This window comes from Bradyrhizobium lupini (assembly GCF_040939785.1).
GTDB classification, from domain to species: domain Bacteria; phylum Pseudomonadota; class Alphaproteobacteria; order Rhizobiales; family Xanthobacteraceae; genus Bradyrhizobium; species Bradyrhizobium canariense_D.
In genome coordinates this window covers 2,125,225-2,141,587 of the sequence record NZ_CP162553.1, presented here as the reverse complement: position 1 = coordinate 2,141,587, position 16,363 = coordinate 2,125,225, and the positions used below count along the sequence as shown (strand labels likewise).

At 63.6% G+C, this 16,363-nt stretch carries 14 protein-coding genes; 5 read left to right on the top strand and 9 right to left on the bottom strand.

Translation table 11 applies throughout. From position 1 onward, the window contains the following. Positions 1-35: 35 nt before the first annotated feature. Both AB3L03_RS10380 and AB3L03_RS10375 read right to left on the bottom strand, forming a co-directional pair. The gene (locus AB3L03_RS10380; protein ID WP_085350043.1) at positions 36-3,440 is read right to left on the bottom strand and encodes an acyl-[ACP]--phospholipid O-acyltransferase; all 3,405 of its coding nucleotides are present in this window, start codon (positions 3,438-3,440) and stop codon (positions 36-38) included. Between the two features lie 219 nt (positions 3,441-3,659). After that, complete coding sequence (locus tag AB3L03_RS10375) at positions 3,660-3,926, bottom strand: hypothetical protein (protein WP_018456143.1); 267 nt, start codon at positions 3,924-3,926, stop codon at positions 3,660-3,662. A gap of 51 nt (positions 3,927-3,977) precedes the next feature. On the opposite strand from AB3L03_RS10375, the gene AB3L03_RS10370 reads away from it, so the two are divergent. Then, on the top strand, positions 3,978-4,598 hold the full coding sequence (locus AB3L03_RS10370) for a TetR/AcrR family transcriptional regulator (protein WP_085384372.1): 621 nt from the start codon (positions 3,978-3,980) through the stop codon (positions 4,596-4,598). 14 nt (positions 4,599-4,612) lie between these two features. Here the strand turns inward: AB3L03_RS10370 and AB3L03_RS10365 are convergent, their stop codons facing one another. From AB3L03_RS10365 to AB3L03_RS10355, 3 genes are all read right to left on the bottom strand, one after another. Continuing rightward, entirely contained in the window at positions 4,613-5,920 is a 1,308-nt protein-coding gene (locus AB3L03_RS10365; RefSeq protein ID WP_085350042.1) for a GGDEF domain-containing protein, read from the bottom strand. A 246-nt stretch (positions 5,921-6,166) separates the two neighbouring features. Continuing rightward, the gene (gene pncB / locus AB3L03_RS10360; RefSeq protein WP_368508533.1) at positions 6,167-7,471 is read right to left on the bottom strand and encodes a nicotinate phosphoribosyltransferase; all 1,305 of its coding nucleotides are present in this window, start codon (positions 7,469-7,471) and stop codon (positions 6,167-6,169) included. Between the two features lie 51 nt (positions 7,472-7,522). Beyond that, positions 7,523-8,467, bottom strand: coding sequence for a LysR family transcriptional regulator (locus AB3L03_RS10355; RefSeq protein ID WP_166517555.1), 945 nt, complete (start codon positions 8,465-8,467; stop codon positions 7,523-7,525). A gap of 95 nt (positions 8,468-8,562) precedes the next feature. Here AB3L03_RS10355 and AB3L03_RS10350 point away from each other — a divergent pair, with 95 nt between their 5' ends. Beyond that, positions 8,563-9,216, top strand: a complete 654-nt coding sequence (locus tag AB3L03_RS10350) for a protocatechuate 3,4-dioxygenase subunit beta (protein ID WP_368508532.1) — start codon at positions 8,563-8,565, stop codon at positions 9,214-9,216. A gap of 4 nt (positions 9,217-9,220) precedes the next feature. Beyond that, positions 9,221-9,847 carry a protocatechuate 3,4-dioxygenase subunit alpha gene (gene pcaG, locus AB3L03_RS10345; protein WP_026233093.1) on the top strand — a complete coding sequence of 209 codons (627 nt, stop codon included), beginning with the start codon at positions 9,221-9,223 and terminating at the stop codon, positions 9,845-9,847. An 18-nt stretch (positions 9,848-9,865) separates the two neighbouring features. Here the strand turns inward: pcaG and AB3L03_RS10340 are convergent, their stop codons facing one another. Together AB3L03_RS10340 and AB3L03_RS10335 are read right to left on the bottom strand one after the other, a co-directional pair. Continuing rightward, the gene (locus AB3L03_RS10340) at positions 9,866-10,477 is read right to left on the bottom strand and encodes an NYN domain-containing protein (protein WP_018456136.1); all 612 of its coding nucleotides are present in this window, start codon (positions 10,475-10,477) and stop codon (positions 9,866-9,868) included. Positions 10,478-10,837: 360 nt separating this feature from the next. Next, positions 10,838-11,743 (bottom strand): helix-turn-helix domain-containing protein, encoded by a 906-nt coding sequence (locus AB3L03_RS10335; RefSeq protein ID WP_368508531.1) that lies wholly within the window; start codon positions 11,741-11,743, stop codon positions 10,838-10,840. 48 nt (positions 11,744-11,791) lie between these two features. Here AB3L03_RS10335 and pobA point away from each other — a divergent pair, with 48 nt between their 5' ends. Beyond that, a complete protein-coding gene (pobA, locus tag AB3L03_RS10330; protein ID WP_085359785.1) occupies positions 11,792-12,964 on the top strand; it encodes a 4-hydroxybenzoate 3-monooxygenase in 1,173 nt (390 codons plus the stop codon). Positions 12,965-12,999: 35 nt separating this feature from the next. On the opposite strand, the gene AB3L03_RS10325 is transcribed toward pobA, so the two are convergent. Both AB3L03_RS10325 and AB3L03_RS10320 read right to left on the bottom strand, forming a co-directional pair. After that, positions 13,000-15,141, bottom strand: a complete 2,142-nt coding sequence (locus AB3L03_RS10325; RefSeq protein WP_368508530.1) for an adenylate/guanylate cyclase domain-containing protein — start codon at positions 15,139-15,141, stop codon at positions 13,000-13,002. Positions 15,142-15,159: 18 nt separating this feature from the next. Then, positions 15,160-15,831: a hypothetical protein gene (locus tag AB3L03_RS10320; protein ID WP_085384366.1), complete on the bottom strand. Its 672-nt coding sequence runs from the start codon at positions 15,829-15,831 to the stop codon at positions 15,160-15,162. Between the two features lie 152 nt (positions 15,832-15,983). Here AB3L03_RS10320 and AB3L03_RS10315 point away from each other — a divergent pair, with 152 nt between their 5' ends. Beyond that, complete coding sequence (locus AB3L03_RS10315; protein WP_161494832.1) at positions 15,984-16,319, top strand: hypothetical protein; 336 nt, start codon at positions 15,984-15,986, stop codon at positions 16,317-16,319. The last annotated feature ends 44 nt before the right edge of the window (positions 16,320-16,363 follow it).

Below are 16,363 nucleotides of genomic sequence, written 5' to 3'. Positions count from 1 at the left end.
CGCCTCGCCTGATTGAGGCGCCTCGTGCATCTCTCTTATGCCACCTCGCGCTCTGGTCCAGACGCCTGCTCGCGGGCCATCGTCGTTGCGGTGACGTAGTCGGTCTTGCCGGTCCCGAGCAGTGGCACCTTGTCGACCACCATGATCGCAGCGGGAACGGTCAGCTCGGACGCGCCGATCGCCTTGGCGTGGCCTTGCATGGCGCTGCGCTCGGCGTTCTTCTCCGTCGTCAGCAACACGATGCGCTCGCCCTTTCGCTGGTCCGGGATCGACACGGCGACTGAACCGGCCTGCGGCCACAGCGTTGTCGCGATGTTCTCGACCGCCGACAGCGAGACCATTTCGCCGGCGATCTTGGCAAAGCGCTTGGCGCGACCCTTGATGGTGATGAAGCCGGCCGGGTCGATCGCCACGATGTCGCCGGTGTCGTGCCAGCCGTCGGCGAGCGGCTCGAGCACGCCGGGATTTTCGGCCCGCAAGTATCCGAGCATTACGTTGGGTCCGCGCACCGACAGGCGTCCGCCTTCCTCGATGCCGGGGACCGGGTCGAGGCGGCTTTCCATCAGCGGCGACAGGCGGCCGACCGTGCCTGGACGATTGGCCATCGGCGTGTTCATCGCCAGCACCGGTGCCGTCTCGGTGACGCCATAGCCTTCGAGGATGCGGATGCCGTAACGCTCCATGAAGACCTGCCGGGTGCGATCCTTGACCGCCTCCGCGCCGGCGATCACCAGGCGCAAGGTGCGGAAGTCGTAGGCATGGGCCGAGCGTGCATAGCCCGTGAGGAATGTGTCGGTGCCGAACAGGATCGTGGCTCCGGTCTGGTAGATCAGCTCGGGCACGATCCGGTAGTGCAGCGGCGAGGGGTACATGTAGATCGGAATGCCCGCGAGCAGCGGCATCATCATTCCACCGGTCAGCCCGAAGGAGTGGAACACCGGCAGCACGTTGAACACCTTATCATTGGCGTTGGCATCGACCCGCGCCAGCGCCTGTGCGGCGTTCGCAAGGATATTGCGGTGGGACAGCACAACGCCCTTGGGCGTGCCTTCCGAGCCCGACGTGAACAGCACGACCGCCGGATCGCTCGCCTGGCGGGCGACGCGGGGCGCGGTGCCGGCGAGCAGGCCCTTGATCTTGTCGGCCGTGCCGATCGAAGCACGGACGTCCTCGAGGTAGGCCACGCGAACTTCCGCGGAGATCGCCGCCATCAGCTTGTCGAGCTTGCCCTTCTCGATGAAAGCTTTCGACGTCAGCACGGTTTTGACCTGCGCGGCTTTCATGGCGGCAAGCACGTTGACCGGGCCCGCCGAGAAGTTGAGCATTGCCGGCACCCGGCCGATGTTTTGCAGCGCCATGAAGACGACGGCGACGCCAGCGGAATTCGGCAGCAGCACACCGACATTCTCACCGATAGCGGTGCCGTTCTCCAGCTTCCGGCTCAAGACCTGCGCGCCCAGGATCAGCTTGCGATAGGTCAGCTTGGTACCGAGCGCGTCCTCGACGATGACCTTGCCGGTGTCGCGGTCGCGATAGGCGTGTCCGAGCGCCTCGAACAGGGTGTGATCGAGCATGGCGTTCTTCACCATGGCGTCGATCATCACGTCCTGAAGTGCTGCGCCCGCGGCGTTGCGGCGCGCCTTGCCCTTGAGCGACGGATCGACCGGAAGCTTGACTGGCGGCAGGATGGTGACGGTCACCCGCGGAAACCACGAGCGCTTGATCTGGCTGCCGTTGAGATAGCTGAGATGCGAGCGCTGGGCGCCTTCGATGCGGACCGGGACGACGACTGCGTCGGCCTTGTCCGCGATCATCGCGGTGCCGTCATAGACCTTCATCAGCGAGCCGGAAACAGTGATGCGTCCTTCCGGGAAAATCACCACCGGCTCTCCGGCGGCGACGAGCTTGATGAGGTCGCGCGCCGCCAGCGGCTTGGTGGGGTCCATGGTGTAGTGCTTGACCACCCGCAGGAACGGCTTGGCCCACCAGGCCTTGGCGATGCCGGTATCAACCGCGAAGCTCGCGTCGATCGGGAGCACGGCGTGCAGGAGCGGGCCGTCGATCAGGCTGACATGATTGGGCGCGATCAGCATGCGCGTGCCAGCAGGCGGCAGGTTCTCCAGCCCGCGGACCTCGGTGCGGAACAGCGCGCGGAACAGCAGCCCGCCAAAGTCGCGCACGCCTTCCTTGCCCCACTTGGTCAGCACGAACCAGACTGCGCCGAAGCTGATGACGCCGAGGCCAAAGAAGATCCAGCCGATGTGCAATCCGCCGGCCTGCAACAGCGCGACGAACAGCGAGCCGGCCACCATGAAGGCGGCCTGCAGCACGTTGCCGGCGGCGATAATGCGGGCGCGCTCGGATGGGGCGGACCAGGCCTGGACGGCGGCGAAGGACGGAACGACGAACAGCCCGCCGCCGAATGCGAAGGCGACGAAGTCGAGCAGCATGCGCAGGCCCGCGAACGAAGTTGCGAAGTCGGCAGCAGTGATGTCCTGGCCCTTGGCGGTCACGCCGATCGCCCAAGCGAGGTCGATGCCGGCAAACCCCATCATGACGGCGCCGATCGGCACCAGCGCGAGGTTTGGGCGAACGTGGCTCAGATTCGCGGCGAACAGCGAGCCGATGGCGATGCCGATTGCGAAGATCGCGAGACACAACGTCACCACGCCCTCGGTGCCGCCGATGACCTCCTTGACCAGCGCCGGCAGCAGCGAGAGCACGATGGCGCCCACCAGCCAGAACCAGGAGACGATCACGGTGCCGTCCCACAGCCGGTGGTCGGCGTGCAGCGTCTTCAACAGGCCGAGCGTCGAGGTCCAGGGATTGGCGTTGACCGGCAGATCGGGTGCAGACGGCGTCGTCGCGGGAATGCGGGAGGCGAAGGTCCAGGACAGCAGGGCCAGCACGACCACGGCCGATGCGACCCAGCCCATATGCGCGGAGCCGGCCACGAACTGGCCACCGGCAACGGTGCCGAGCAGGATGGCCATGAAGGTCGCGCCTTCGACCAGCGCGTTGCCGGTCGCGAGCTCGCCGAGCTCGAGCTGGTCCGGCAGCATCGCGTATTTCACGGGTCCGAACAGCGCGGCGATGACGCCGAACAGTGCGAGCGCTGCGAACAGCAGCGGCACCGAGTGCAGGAAGAAGCCGGCCGCGGCAAAGCCCGCGGCAAAGATCTCGGCGAATTTGAGCCGCCTTGCGACGACGGATTTGACGTATTTGTCGGCGAGCTGGCCGCCGAGCCCGGACAGGATGAAATAGGGGAAGATGAACACCGCGCCCGCGACCGTCACCAGCGCATCACCGTGGCCGGTCGCGGCACTGTAAAGCAGGATGATGACGAGTGCGTTCTTGAGCACGTTGTCGTTCAGCGCCGAGAAGAATTGCGCCCAGAACAGCGGCGCGAAGCGGCGTGACGACATCAAATCCCTGATCATGACTAGTCCTGTTTTGGAAACGCTGTCTGAGGTTGTTTCATTGTCGGATGGGCGTCGGGACCCGAGGAGATGCGACGGGCATTTGCGGGTTGACGAACGATCGCCCCGGCCTGCTCTGCGCCTTTACCTTCCGATCCTGTTGGTCTCCGCGTGGCGACGTTTGGTTCGCAAATGGCTGGTCGCGGCTCTATCACGCCCCGGCAAGGAGGCGTGCGCGCCTCAGGTAAGGTGGGCAAGGCGGCGAAAGGGCGAGAGGCGGCCGAGCAGGCTAATGCGGCGGCCCTCATGACGGGCGCGGTCGCGGTTGGCCCGCCACATCCGGAAGGTCGCCCGCCGCTCGGTCAGGACGCCGGCGATGTCGCAGGCATTTGCAATGCGATCGATCGGCCCCGTCGCGAACCGCAGGAGGGCGCGGCCAGATCCGGTCACGAGAGCTGTGGCGTCATCGACGAAGGTGGAGGCGATATCAACAGCGAGGGTTTGCATTTTGCAGATCTCCAGGTTAATTTGAACATTGTTCAAATGAGTACCTTGAAAATGAACAATGTTCAAGACGAATCGTTGCGAGACCGAAAAAAATCTCGCCGGCGGCAGCAGATCGTGGAGATCGCTCGCAGCATTATCGCGACTAAGGGGCTGAAATCGTTGAAAGTCCGGGATGTTGCGGACGCCGCAGGCTGCTCGGTTGGGAGCGTCTACAACGAGTTCGGCGACTTCGACGGGGTGATCCTGACCGTGAATCGGGAGACCGTTAAGGAGCTGACGGTGCGGCTGGGCCAGGTTCCCGCCGAGGATCCCGTTCGCCAGCTCTACGGGCTGGCCGCGACCTACCTCGAATTTTTTGCGGAGCACGCCAATCTGCTGCGCTCGCTGTTCGAACATCGGATGGAGGACGACCGCCCTTACCCCGATGACATCCTTCAGATGGTGATGGACGCCTTCGCGCTGATGCATCCACCCCTGGTGCGGCTGCTTCCGAATGCAGACGACGTGCAGATCGCGCTGCTGTCACGCACCCTGTTTTCCGCCGTGCACGGGATCATCTCGCTCGGCCTCGAAGAACGCATGGTAGCCGTGCCGCCGCAGATGCTGCGCCAGCAGCTCGATCAGTTTCTGGATGCGCATCTCGCAGGGCTCGGGATTGTGCCAGTACGATAAAGTGTGGAGCGCTGCTACGCGCTGGCGGCCTTGCGGTGCCGCGAGGTGACGACGACGACGTCCGTCGTCCCGTTGTCGACCTGAACACGGTTGCGTCCGTTCTCCTTGGCGCGATAGCAGGCGGCATCCGCGCGCCGCATCGCGTCCTCGAGCGTGGTGTTGCCGTCGGTGATGCAGGCAACGCCGATGCTGGCGGTCACTGCAAAGCAACGATCGTCCCACGCGAAGACGGATAGCTCGAGCGACCGGCGCAGCCGTTCGGCGATATCCACGGCGTCGTACGGCGTGCTTTGTGGAAGGATTAGGCCGAATTCGTCACCGCCAAGCCGGGCCAACAGGTCATGCGGCCGTCGTTCCTGTTGCAGGAGACGCGAGATCTGGCAGAGCAGGCGGTCGCCGGCGAGATGACCGCAGCTGTCGTTGACGTCCTTGAATTGGTCGAGATCGAGCAGGACCAGGCCCAGCGAACCCGCCGCGGTGTCGTCCAACTCGCTTTGCAGGCGGGCCTCGAACGCGCGCCGGTTGGACAAGCCGGTCAGCCAGTCGTGCGACGCCTGCCAGACTAGGCGCTCCTTCTCGGCGTGCAGGGCATCCTCAAACGCCTGTCGTTGCAGCACCAATCGCCGCGTGTGCCAGATCAGGAGCAGGATCAGCGTCATGGCTGTGACGATATTGACGCCAGTCAGCGTCATCTTGATGGCGCGCGAGCCTTCGCCGAGAACGGTGGAGAACCGCTTGGCGTGCACCGTGAACTGAGTGTTGAGCTCCGAAAGCCGCGACGACAATAATTGCAGGCGGTTGCCGTCCTGAACCGGTCCGCTCTTCAACTCTGACCGGATGACCTCGCCGAAAACGCTCAGCTCCAGCAGCATGGGGTCGGTGGCAGCCCACTCGCTGATCGCTTTCTTGAGAAAGCTGACCTGTTTGAAGTAGCGAAACAGCCAGATCAGTCCCGGCACGTCATCGGGATGGTTGCCGCCTTGCAGGAAGCCGATGCGGGCGGCCTCGACGTCGACCGGATCGCGCTCGAGCGCCCAGCGCGCGAACTCGTCGCCGATGGGAACGGCCAGCGAGGTCTGATATTGCGCAAACTGGCTGGCGTCGCCCGAATGCAGATAGAGATTGAGGAAATAGACGGCGTTCTTCTGCGAGCGCGACCACAACGCTTCGCCCGCGACATAGGCGCGGACCGAGGACATCACCTCCAGGCTGAATCCGGCGATCGCCGCCTGCAGCAGAACGACCGTGACGAAAGGCGAAACGAGCTTGATGACATGAAGGAAGCTTCGTCCCTTCGTTGACGGCGCTGTTCTGCGAAACACTTTGCATTCCCCAAGTCGCTCAACGACCCCAGCGGAGCGATCCGCTCATAACGCGGATTACGCGCGAAAGGTGCTTAACTCGACTTGAAAATGCCAGGAGACTGCGTCGCAGGGTGAAGGCGTTGTGAAGTGGATGCTTGCAGATCGTCGCAAATGCCGTCGAACCGGAACTGACGCGGCATCGGCGAGCCGATGTCGCGCATTTGCCCCAGATGGTTTACTTGATGGAGAGAGATTGCTCTGGCGCTAGACCAGCACCGGCTTGCGCACGCGGCCGGCGTCGCCGAAGACGCGCAAATAGCGCTCGATCTCCGAAGGCATGCCGGTCGCCTTCTCGGGATTGTCGGAAAGCTTGACGGCCGGACGTCCGTCGACCGACGACACCTTGCAGACCAGCGAGATCGGATCGAGGTTGAACGAGCCGTCCGGCGTGCAGCCGACGAAATCATTGGTGAGATTGGTGCCCCAGCCGAAGGAGAGCCGCACCCGGCCGGCGAAGTGGTGGTAGGTCTCCTCGATCGAGCCCACATCCATAGCGTCGGAGAACACCAGCAGCTTGTCCCTGGGATTGCGGCCCTTCTGCTCCCACCATTTCATGATCTCCTCGCCGGCCTGGATCGGCGGCGCGCTGTCGGGGCGGAAGCCGGTCCAGTCGGCAACCCATTCCGGCGCATCGCGCAGGAAAGCCTTGGTGCCAAAAGCGTCGGGCAGCGCAATCAGGAGGTTGCCGCCATAGGTCTGGCGCCACTGGTCGAGGATGCGATAGGGCGCCCAGCGCAATTCCTCGTCGTCCTTGGCCAGCGCAGCCGCGACCATCGGCAGTTCATGGGCGTTGGTGCCGATGGCTTCGAGATCATTGTCCATCGCGAGTAGCACGTTGGAGGTGCCGATGAAGGACGAGCCCAGGCCTTCCTTCACGGCCTCCACGCACCAGCGCTGCCAGAGGAAGCCATGGCGGCGACGAGTGCCGAAGTCGGAGAGCCGCAAGCCATCCAGCTTGCGCAGGCGTTCCACCTTGGTCCACAGCTTGGCCTTGGCGCGGGCATAGAGCACGTCGAGCTCGAAGCGGCCGCGGCCCTTCATCGCCGCCCGCGAGCGCAATTCGTTGAGGATGGCGAGCGCAGGAATTTCCCACATCGTGGTATGGCTCCACGGCCCGTGGAAGTGCAGCTCGTACTGGCCTTCGACCTTGCGCAGCTCGTATTCGGGCAGCCGGAATTCGGCGAGCCAGCGGATGAAGTCCGCCGAGAACATGTGGGTCTTGCCGTAGAAAGTGTTACCGGCAAGCCAGATCAGCTCTTTCTTGGTGAAGCGGATGGTGCGGGCGTGGTCGAGCTGGGCGCGCAGCTCGCCCTCGTCGATGATTTCGGCGAGCCGGACATGGCGCGATCGGTTGATGACCGAGAATGTCACCTGCTGATTCGGGTAAGATTCCCGAATCATTTGCAACATCAATAGCTTGTAGAAGTCGGTATCAAGCAGGCTGCGGATGATGGGATCCAGCCGCCAGCTGTGATTGTAGGTCCGGCTCGCAATGTCGGTCACTGTCATGGGGGAATTCTAGCGTGGCGGCCCCGGCGCAACCAGTGGGTTTGACGGGGATCAGGTTTTCGCGGGGACGGGGTGCGAGGCCGTTGCCGCCACGGTCTCGAGCTGGCTTCTGATCCAGCGATGCGCCGGGTCCTTCTGATATCGCTGGTGCCAGACCATGAACATCGGCAGCTCGGCCAGGGTTCGTGTGCGCGAGGCCAGCGGAATCCGCACACGCGCGAAGCCGTGCATCACGCCGGGCGCCAGCAGGCTCGGCATGCTCGCCAGCATCTGCGAGCCACGCAGGAAGGACGGCACGCCGGAGAAGCTCGGCACGGAGATCGCGATGTCGCGGTGGAAGCCGTTGGCTGCAAGCCGGCGATCGATGTCGAGCCGCTCATTGTCAGTGTAGACCACCGTGACGTGACGCGCCGCGAGATAGGCGCCGCGCGTAGCCGGCGCGGCGCGCGCTTTGGGGTCGTAGTAACAAACGTAATGGTCTTGCAGCAGGCGCTTCTGCACGATGTCCACGCCGGATGGCGGCAGCGGCGTGATCAGCAGATCGCAGCGGTTTTCGCGCAGCATCGCCGGCGAGGGCGACTGCGAGGGGATCACGCGCAGGTTCAGGCTCGTCACTTGCGCTGCGACATGATCGAAGAACCGCGGCAGCAGCAGGTCGCGCTGGAAGTCATTGGCGGCGATTGTCAGCGAAAGCTGCGCGCTCGCCGGCTCGAACGTGACGCCGCCGGCAAAGCTGCGCATCTCGTCGATCAGCGCTCGCGCCTTTGCCGCGAGCGCCTGGGCGTGCGCCGTAGCGACAATGCCGCGGCCGGATTTGGCAAACAGCGGATCGCCGACGATCCGCCGCAGCTTGTTCAGGGCGTGGCTGACCGCGGATTGCGTCAGGCCGAGCCGCGTTGCGGCCGCCGTCACCGAACCTTCTTCTAACACGGCCAGGAACAGCTCAAGCGCGTGGCCATCGAGCGCCAAATGATCGATTTTATTCATGGAATGCATTATAATCGATCTATTTATCTTGAGAATAGCCGGCGCCATCATCTCCCGATAAGCCGTGCGCCCCAACGGGAGCGCCAGAGGGAGAGACAACGCCGATGCATGCCCAGGCGCCAGCCTTGCGGGAAGCCCGCCCCAACCGTCCCGAGCCGTTCACGCCGCCGCTCGGTGACGGCGGCTTCTTCCAGCGCGACCGTTCCATGCATCCGCCGGCGCACGCGCCGGGCTACAAATCCTCGGTGCTGCGCTCGCCGCGCCAGGCGTTGCTGTCGCTTGAGAACTCGGTCTCGGAGATCACGGGGCCGGTGTTCGGGCACAACGATCTCGGCCCGCTCGACAATGATTTGATCCGCAACTACGCCAAGGACGGCGATCCCGTCGGCGAACGCATCATCGTCCACGGCCGCGCGCTGACCGACGACAGCGGCTACTATTATTTCCGCACCGTGAAGCCGGGACCCTATCCCTGGCGCAACTACGTCAACAGCTGGCGTCCCGCTCACATCCACTTCTCGGTGTTCGGCTCGGGCTTTGCACAGCGTCTGATCACCCAGATGTACTTTGAGGGCGATCCCCTGATCCCGGTCTGCCCAATCCTGACGACGATCCCGGACAAGGATGCGCTGGAGCGCCTCATCGCGCCGCTCGACCTCAACGCATCGACCCCGTTCGACTCGCTCGCCTACCGCTTCGACATCGTCTTGCGCGGCCAGCGCTCCACTTACTTTGAAAATCGCACCGCAGGGAACTAGGTCCATGCCGCAGCCGCTCAACTACCTCAAGGAAACCGCCTCGCAGACCGCCGGGCCCTACGTCCATATCGGCCTGATCCCGGCGATGGCCGGCTTCGACATCTTCGAGAAGAACTTTTCCAACGTGCTGGTGACGCCGAACACACAAGGCGAACGCATCACGCTGGAGGGCAAGGTGTTCGACGGCAGCGGCACGCCGCTGCGTGACGTGCTGTTGGAGATCTGGCAGGCGAACGCGGCCGGCCGCTACAACCATCCGGCCGATCGGTCGACCGGCGCGCTCGACGAGGAATTTCGTGGCTGGGGCCGCGCCGGCTCCGACTTCGAGAGCGGGCTGGTGACGTTCGAGACCATCAAGCCCGGGGCCATCACCGACAAGGCGGGCCGCAAATGCGCGCCTTACGTCAACATCTGGATCGTCGCGCGTGGCATCAATATCGGGCTCAACACCCGGCTGTATTTCTCCGATGAAGAGACTGCGAACGCCGCCGACCCCGTGCTCAGCCTGATCGAGCAGCCGGTGCGACGTTCGACGTTGATCGCAAAGCGCAGCGAGCGTGGCGCCAAGATCGTGTATGCTTTCACGATCAATTTGCAGGGGCCGGAGGAGACGATGTTCTTCGACGTCTGAGAGCCGCCGCCCGAAGGTTCACTCCACCTGGTCACTGCGATCGATCGCTACGCGCGCGTGGAATTGCGGTGACTGACGCATCTCGCGCGATCCCGGCCTATTGGCCGGATCGCGCCCCACTTTTGGTTTCAGTTCTGCCAAATCGATGAATATGTCCGCCTGTCGGCGCAGCTCGTCAGCGACCATGGCCGGCTGAGTGGAGAGTGTGGAGACGACCGTCACGCGGACACCGAGGCGTTGCAGGGCTTCCACCAGCGAACGAAAATTCCCATCGCCCGAGAACAACACGATCTGATCGACGTGCTCGGCGAGCTCCATCGCATTTACGGCGAGGTCGACATCCATGCTGCCCTTCACTTTGCGGCGGCCGGTGATGGCGTCGACGAATTCCTTCGTGAGTTTCGTGACGACGGTGTATCCGTTATAGTCGAGCCAATCGATCAACGGACGGATTGACGAATACTCCTGATCCTCGACGACGGTCGTGTAGTAGAAGGCCCGCAACAGCGCACCTCGGCTTTGGAATTCGCCGAGCAGTCGCCTGTAGTCGATGTCGAAGCCGAGCGCCTTGGAGGTGGCATGGAGATTGGAGCCATCGATAAAGAGTGCGATCTTCTCAATCGAAGACATTATGCACAAATCTCCAGTTGTACGCGAAAGGTGGCCGGTCCAACCGCCGGGGGCGGTGTGTCGGCCGGAAAAACATTGAAGGCACCGATGGCTTGCCGAAAAAGAAGCGCAGACGACCGGACAGGGGCGGCCGTCTTGCGCCCAGGTTAGGGAGGATACAATGCCACCGGCGCCAGGGCGCCGAATGCAGCCAGGCTAAGGCGCGCGCATTCCCTACTCAATTGTACTGAGGTAAAGGGCGCCTATCCAAAGGATAGGGCCCCATATACGAAGGTTAAGTGGCAGCGCTGGCAACAAGGGCCATTGCGGTTCCCAGCGTGGCCTTCGACCACAGGCGCGGCTGATCGATCGGCCGGTGTGTCAGCCTTCATCGCCATGAAGCTGGGCACGAAAGGCCCGCGGTGACACGCCCGTGGCGGCGGCGTAGACCCGGCTGAAATAGGCGGGGTCCTCGAAGCCAAGCGCATAGGCGATCGTCGAGACCGGTAAATTGGTGTAGACGAGGTTGCGCCGCGCCTCGCGGATCAGCCGGTTGAGGATCAGGTGCGAGGCGGTGTCGCCGGTTGCTGCCCGGGTCACACGGTTGAGATGGGTCGGCGTGATCGACAGCGCGCTCGCATAGTCCGCAACGCTCCAGCGTTCCAGATGATGCTGTTCCAGCAGCGCCTCGAAGCGGCGGAATAGTCCGCTTTCAGCCGTGCCGTTGCCACCGCTCTCGCCGGTGAGCGCGCGGGCCACCAGCCCGATCATGGCCGCCGAAAGTGCACGCAGCACATGCGCTCGGCCGAAATCGCGCGCGGCGTGTTCGGCAAAGATCTGCTTCATGGTGGTCCAGATCTGCGGCGTGCCGCGTATCACGGCCGAGCGCGACAAGGCACCTCGCAGCCCTTCGGAGGCGAGCAGCGCTTCGTCCAATATTTCCGCGGCGATGGTCAGCACCCAGCCCTGGGTATCAGGCACGAAACGGAAGCCGTGGACGTGGCCGACGGGCACGTTGACGATTTGCATCGGCTTCAGCTGCACCACGCGCCCGTCGAGCGTCGCTTCGCCGCCGCCGCGCTCGATCAGCAGCACCTGGTGCAGCCGGGCATGGCGGTGCACGGCGAGCGTCCAATCGTGCAGCACCGAGCGCGACGCTATCGTCTCGCAATGCACGACATCGGGCAGATCACCGGATTCGCCGAACAAATTGTAGACCCGGATTGCCGGGGCGGGGGCTGGGTTTCTCATGTTCGAATAGTACAAGACAAAGACGAAAGCCTCCATCCGTCAGCGGCGCTGAATCTGCAAGAAAGTGCCGAGGAGGACGCAAAAATGAAAGTCCAGGTCTGTATCATCGGCGGCGGGCCGTCCGGGCTGCTGTTGTCCCAGCTCCTGCACCTCAAGGGCATCGACACGGTCGTGCTGGAAAAGTACAGCCGCGACCACGTGCTTGCCCGGATCCGCGCCGGCGTGCTCGAGCACGGCTTCGCCAGGCTGATGCGCGAGGCACAGTGCGGCGAGCGGATGGACCGCGAGGGCGAGATCCACAAGGGATTCGAGATCGCCCATGACGGGGTGCTCTCCCAGATCGACCTCCACAAGCATTCCGGCGGCAATTCGGTGCTGGTCTACGGCCAGACCGAGCTGACGCGCGACCTCTACGAGGCGCGCGATCGCCTTGGCGGCAACGTCGTGCACAATGCCGAGGACGTGACGCCGCATGACCTGACCTCGGACCAGCCGTACGTGACCTATCGTTCGAATGCCGAAACCGTCCGAGTCGATTGCGACTATATCGTCGGCGCTGACGGCTTTCACGGCGTCAGCAGGAAGTCGATCCCGAAGGACGTGCTGCGGGAATACGAGAAGATCTATCCGTTCGGTTGGCTCGGCGTGCTGTCGCGCACGAAACCGGTGTCGCCGGAGCTGATCTATGTGAAGCACGAGCGCGGCTTCGCGCTGTGTTCCTTGCGGTCGCAAGTGCTGAGCCGCTACTACGTCCAGGTGCCGCTCACCGACAAGGTGGAGGACTGGAGCGACGATGCGTTCTGGGCCGAGCTGAAGCGCCGTTTGCCGCACGAGGTCGGCGATCGCCTGATCACTGGGTCGTCCATCGAGAAGAGCATCGCGCCGTTGCGCAGCTTCGTCGCCGAGCCGATGAGCTACGGCCGCCTGTTTCTCGCCGGCGATGCCGCCCACATCGTGCCGCCGACCGGCGCGCGCGGGCTGAACAGCGCCGGCTCCGACATCTATTATCTCTACCACGCCATGCTCGCGCATTATCAGAAGGGCGATGATTCCGGGCTCCAGGGCTATTCCGCCAAGGCGCTGGCGCGGATCTGGAAGGCGCAACGCTTTTCGTGGTGGATGACGATGCTGCTGCATCGCTTCCCCGACCGTTCCGAGTATGAAGAGAGGCTTCAGCAGACGGAGCTGGAATATCTGCTGTCGTCCGAGACGGCGCAGCGTCTGCTGGCGGAGAATTACGTGGGGTTGCCGTTCTAGCGGGGAGTGGACCCGAAAAGCGGTGGGACGCTGCGCTACTTTCCTTCTAGGATGTTCACCGGCGTCCAATCCGACCCCGGTGGATTTGTAGCGAGCGCAGTCGCGCGCTTGCCAAAAAGCGCTGACGCCGGATCCATTTCCGCCATTCGCCCGAACGCATCAGCCGCCTTCGCAAACTCCCTTGCCCGCCAGCACGCCAGCCCTTCCGCATACACGGCGGCAACCTTCGTCTGCCCGGCACTCTCCGTGCCCTTCTCCGCGAGGGGCTCGAACACCTTGATCGCCTCGCCGCGTCCTATCACTTTGATGGCGTCGAGCTCGCGCCAGGTGAAAGTATTGCCTGTCTGCGCGACAGTCGTTTCTGAAGCCATGATTGCGGTGCCATAATATTTGTTGGCGCCTTCGAGCCGCGAGGCGACGTTCACGGTGTCGCTCATCACGGTGTAGTTGAAGCGGCGGCGGGAGCCGATATTGCCGACGACAGCCTCGCCGCTGTTGAGCCCGATGCGGTGCGACAGGCCGCGGCCGGCGAAAGCGGCGCTGCCGGCGTTGAGCTCCGCCAGCTTTGCGTGACATTTCAGCGCGGCATGGACGGCGTGGCGCGCATGCGCGGGATCGTCGGCGGGCGCGCCGAACATGGCGACAATGGAATCGCCGATATATTTGTCGACATAGCCGCCATGGCTCTCGATGATGTCGGTCATGGCCGACAGATATTCGTTCATCAGCGTCACCAGTTCGCCCGGCGTCATCGTCTCGGCGATGGAGGAAAAGCCACTCAGGTCGGAGAAGAACATGGTGACGTTGCGCATTTCGCCGCCGAGCACCGGCATCTTGCCGGACGCAACCATAGTGTCGATCACTTCGGGGGCGAGATAGAACGCAAAGCTCTTGCGCAGGAAACGCTCGTCGCGATCGGCCAGCATGAAACGGTAGCCAATCATCATCGCGAGCGCGGCAAGGCTCGCGAGCGCGGGCTCGGCCAATGGTAGCGCCAACGCGTGTACGAAAGCGGCGACGGCTGCAGCGGCGTAAACGGCGGTGAGGACGAACCAGGCGATTAGTGCGCCACCCGGTGCGAGCACGCAGGCCGCGCAGGCCACGATCGCTGCGAACACGATCGTGAGAATGCTCCGCAGTGGAAAGCCGAGCTCGGTCACCGCATCGCGTTCGATCAGATTTCGCACCGCGTTGGCATGCACGAAGACACCGGCGATGTCGCTGCGGGCTTTTTGTTCAGTGGTTGCCGGTGCGGGCAGGGCGCATCTTGCGGCCGGCGTTCCGTCATAGCCGCCGGAAAGACGCATCGAGGTGATCTTGCGGTCATCGACATTGAGGATCGTGCCGAGCACCACAATCTTGCCACCGAAGGCGCGGCGGAAGAAGTCGCGGTCGTTCTTCTCGACGCAGGCGTGCAGGTCTGCGAACGAATATGTCGGCACGTCGCGGCCGAGTCCTCGGAAATTGAGCGTTAGCGTGTTCGGCACCGCGCTCGGGATCGTATACCCGGACAAAGCAGTCACGCCAGAAGGCGCGGTCTGCGGTTTTGCGCCGAGCGCGCGGGTGGCGAGTTCGACGGCCATTGCGGGAGCTGGCATGTCGCCGACAGGAAAACTCAGCGGCATTCGCCGGATTACATGGTCGGTGTCGGTATAGACGTTGAGGCCGCGGACGTTATTCCCCACAGCCAATTGCTGTGCGCGGTCCGGATGATCGCTGCTGAGGACCTCGCCCAGCACCAGCTTGCCGTCACTAGAGAGTTTCCGCAAGGCGATGAGATAGTCTCGGTCGAATCCCTTCAATCGCGCGCCAAGCGGCGCATCGCCAAAGGGAATCTCCGACCGCTCGATCGAGCTCGGAAAGATGACATCGAAACCGATCACCTTGGCGCCGCCGTCGGCAATGCTGCCGAGCACCCGGCCGATCTCGCGCGTCCAGGTCAGCGTCGGCGACCCCTGAAACGGCGGAGTGTCGTAGGTCTCGCCGTCGATGGCCACGACGACGACCGGTGATGTCGCGGGATCGCGGTGGTCGCCGACGAGCTTGCCGCGCAGTGCCGTGAGGATGTCGAGCGACAGGCCCTGCAGCGTCTGGAACGGCGGAGACGTGACGACGGCGCCTGCAAGAAGCGCAATCAGGATCGCTGCAACGATGTCCCGTCTGCCGATCCGCCGCATCGCCCCGTCGCTAGCTGCCTATTCGAGCCGCAGCAGGCGTCCCACGATCGGCGTCGGCGACGACGTGGCGCTGGGATCGACCTGGAAGGCGTAACGCTTGGTGCCGAGGATGGCGAGATAGCTGCCGCCCGGCGTCAGCGACTTCCCGGCCTTGGCGAAGTCATAGAACTTGCCTCCGACCATGGTCTCGCTCTTGAGCGGCACGCTGATCGTGGGCTCCTTGCCATCGGTGCGCTCGATCACCAGGGTGCTGCCGCTCTTGGCCTGCACCAACGGCGCGACACCGTAGAGCGTCGGCAGCTTGGCCGGAGCGCTGCCCTTGGCGTCCGACCGCATGGTGCGGAAGGTCGTCGCGGCACTCTGGTTCGCCTCGCGCTCCGACAGTTTTGCCGCGTTGGTATCGCAGGGGACCTTTTCCCGCTTGACCTCGCCGAGTTGCACGGTGCTCTGCTCGGTGCCGACCATGACGACGCCTTCGCTGATGGTCTCGCGCTGGCACGATTTGAGATAGCTGAGCGTAATGGTTGCCTTGGGCCCCAGCTTGATGATCTTGCCCGGCACCACATAATCCATGAACGCGACACCGTCGACCTTGCCTTGCACGTCCTCGACGATGGCGGTCGGGCTCTCCGCCAAAGCCGGAGCAGCAAGACAGCATGTGCCGACAACAGCGCCGATCAGGCTTTTCATGGCAATTCTCATCCAATTCGACCAATATTTGCCGGTCCCCATCCAGGCCCGATGCTTAGCAGCGAAACGCCCAGGCAAGTGTGACCGGAATCACTCTTTGATATTGGTGCACTCTATCAGGAAGAGGTTCAAGCCGGCGACCCGAGAAGACAGTGCGCCGGCAAGCTGGATGGATAATTTCATTCGGCTGGGACGGCCTCAACCGGGTGGCTCTCCATATCTATGATGGGCGCGAGCGTAGCCTCGGTCTTCTGATACGGCGTCGCCTGCTGACCGGCGGCGATCTCGACCACTTCCTCCCGCGTGACAGGCTAGCTGTCACGAGCTGGCTGGAGTTGATAGCGGTTATATGCGTGCTGCCAAACGAGGTCGGCACGCCGATCGTTTTTAGCGCGGTATGCAACGAGGTCCAGCTCCAGCTTTCTTGCCCGCCGCACGGGAAGCGTGCGCCCGCGTCGCTGCGCCTCGGCGTCAAATTGACGGGTTGATTTTGCAGGGCGTTAACCGTGGCGGAATGCTCCCCGCGCGGGTC

Excerpts from the sequence above, each read along its gene's own strand:
- AB3L03_RS10380 (WP_085350043.1), bottom strand. The coding sequence starts at position 3,440 with ATGATCAGGGATTTGATGTCGTCACGCCGCTTCGCGCCGCTGTTCTGG.
- AB3L03_RS10375 (WP_018456143.1), bottom strand. The coding sequence starts at position 3,926 with ATGCAAACCCTCGCTGTTGATATCGCCTCCACCTTCGTCGATGACGCC.
- AB3L03_RS10370 (WP_085384372.1), top strand. The coding sequence starts at position 3,978 with ATGAACAATGTTCAAGACGAATCGTTGCGAGACCGAAAAAAATCTCGC.
- pncB (WP_368508533.1), bottom strand. The coding sequence starts at position 7,471 with ATGACAGTGACCGACATTGCGAGCCGGACCTACAATCACAGCTGGCGG.
- AB3L03_RS10355 (WP_166517555.1), bottom strand. The coding sequence starts at position 8,467 with ATGCATTCCATGAATAAAATCGATCATTTGGCGCTCGATGGCCACGCG.
- AB3L03_RS10350 (WP_368508532.1), top strand. The coding sequence starts at position 8,563 with ATGCATGCCCAGGCGCCAGCCTTGCGGGAAGCCCGCCCCAACCGTCCC.
- pcaG (WP_026233093.1), top strand. The coding sequence starts at position 9,221 with ATGCCGCAGCCGCTCAACTACCTCAAGGAAACCGCCTCGCAGACCGCC.
- AB3L03_RS10340 (WP_018456136.1), bottom strand. The coding sequence starts at position 10,477 with ATGTCTTCGATTGAGAAGATCGCACTCTTTATCGATGGCTCCAATCTC.
- AB3L03_RS10335 (WP_368508531.1), bottom strand. The coding sequence starts at position 11,743 with ATGGAGGCTTTCGTCTTTGTCTTGTACTATTCGAACATGAGAAACCCA.
- pobA (WP_085359785.1), top strand. The coding sequence starts at position 11,792 with ATGAAAGTCCAGGTCTGTATCATCGGCGGCGGGCCGTCCGGGCTGCTG.
- AB3L03_RS10325 (WP_368508530.1), bottom strand. The coding sequence starts at position 15,141 with ATGCGGCGGATCGGCAGACGGGACATCGTTGCAGCGATCCTGATTGCG.
- AB3L03_RS10320 (WP_085384366.1), bottom strand. The coding sequence starts at position 15,831 with ATGAAAAGCCTGATCGGCGCTGTTGTCGGCACATGCTGTCTTGCTGCT.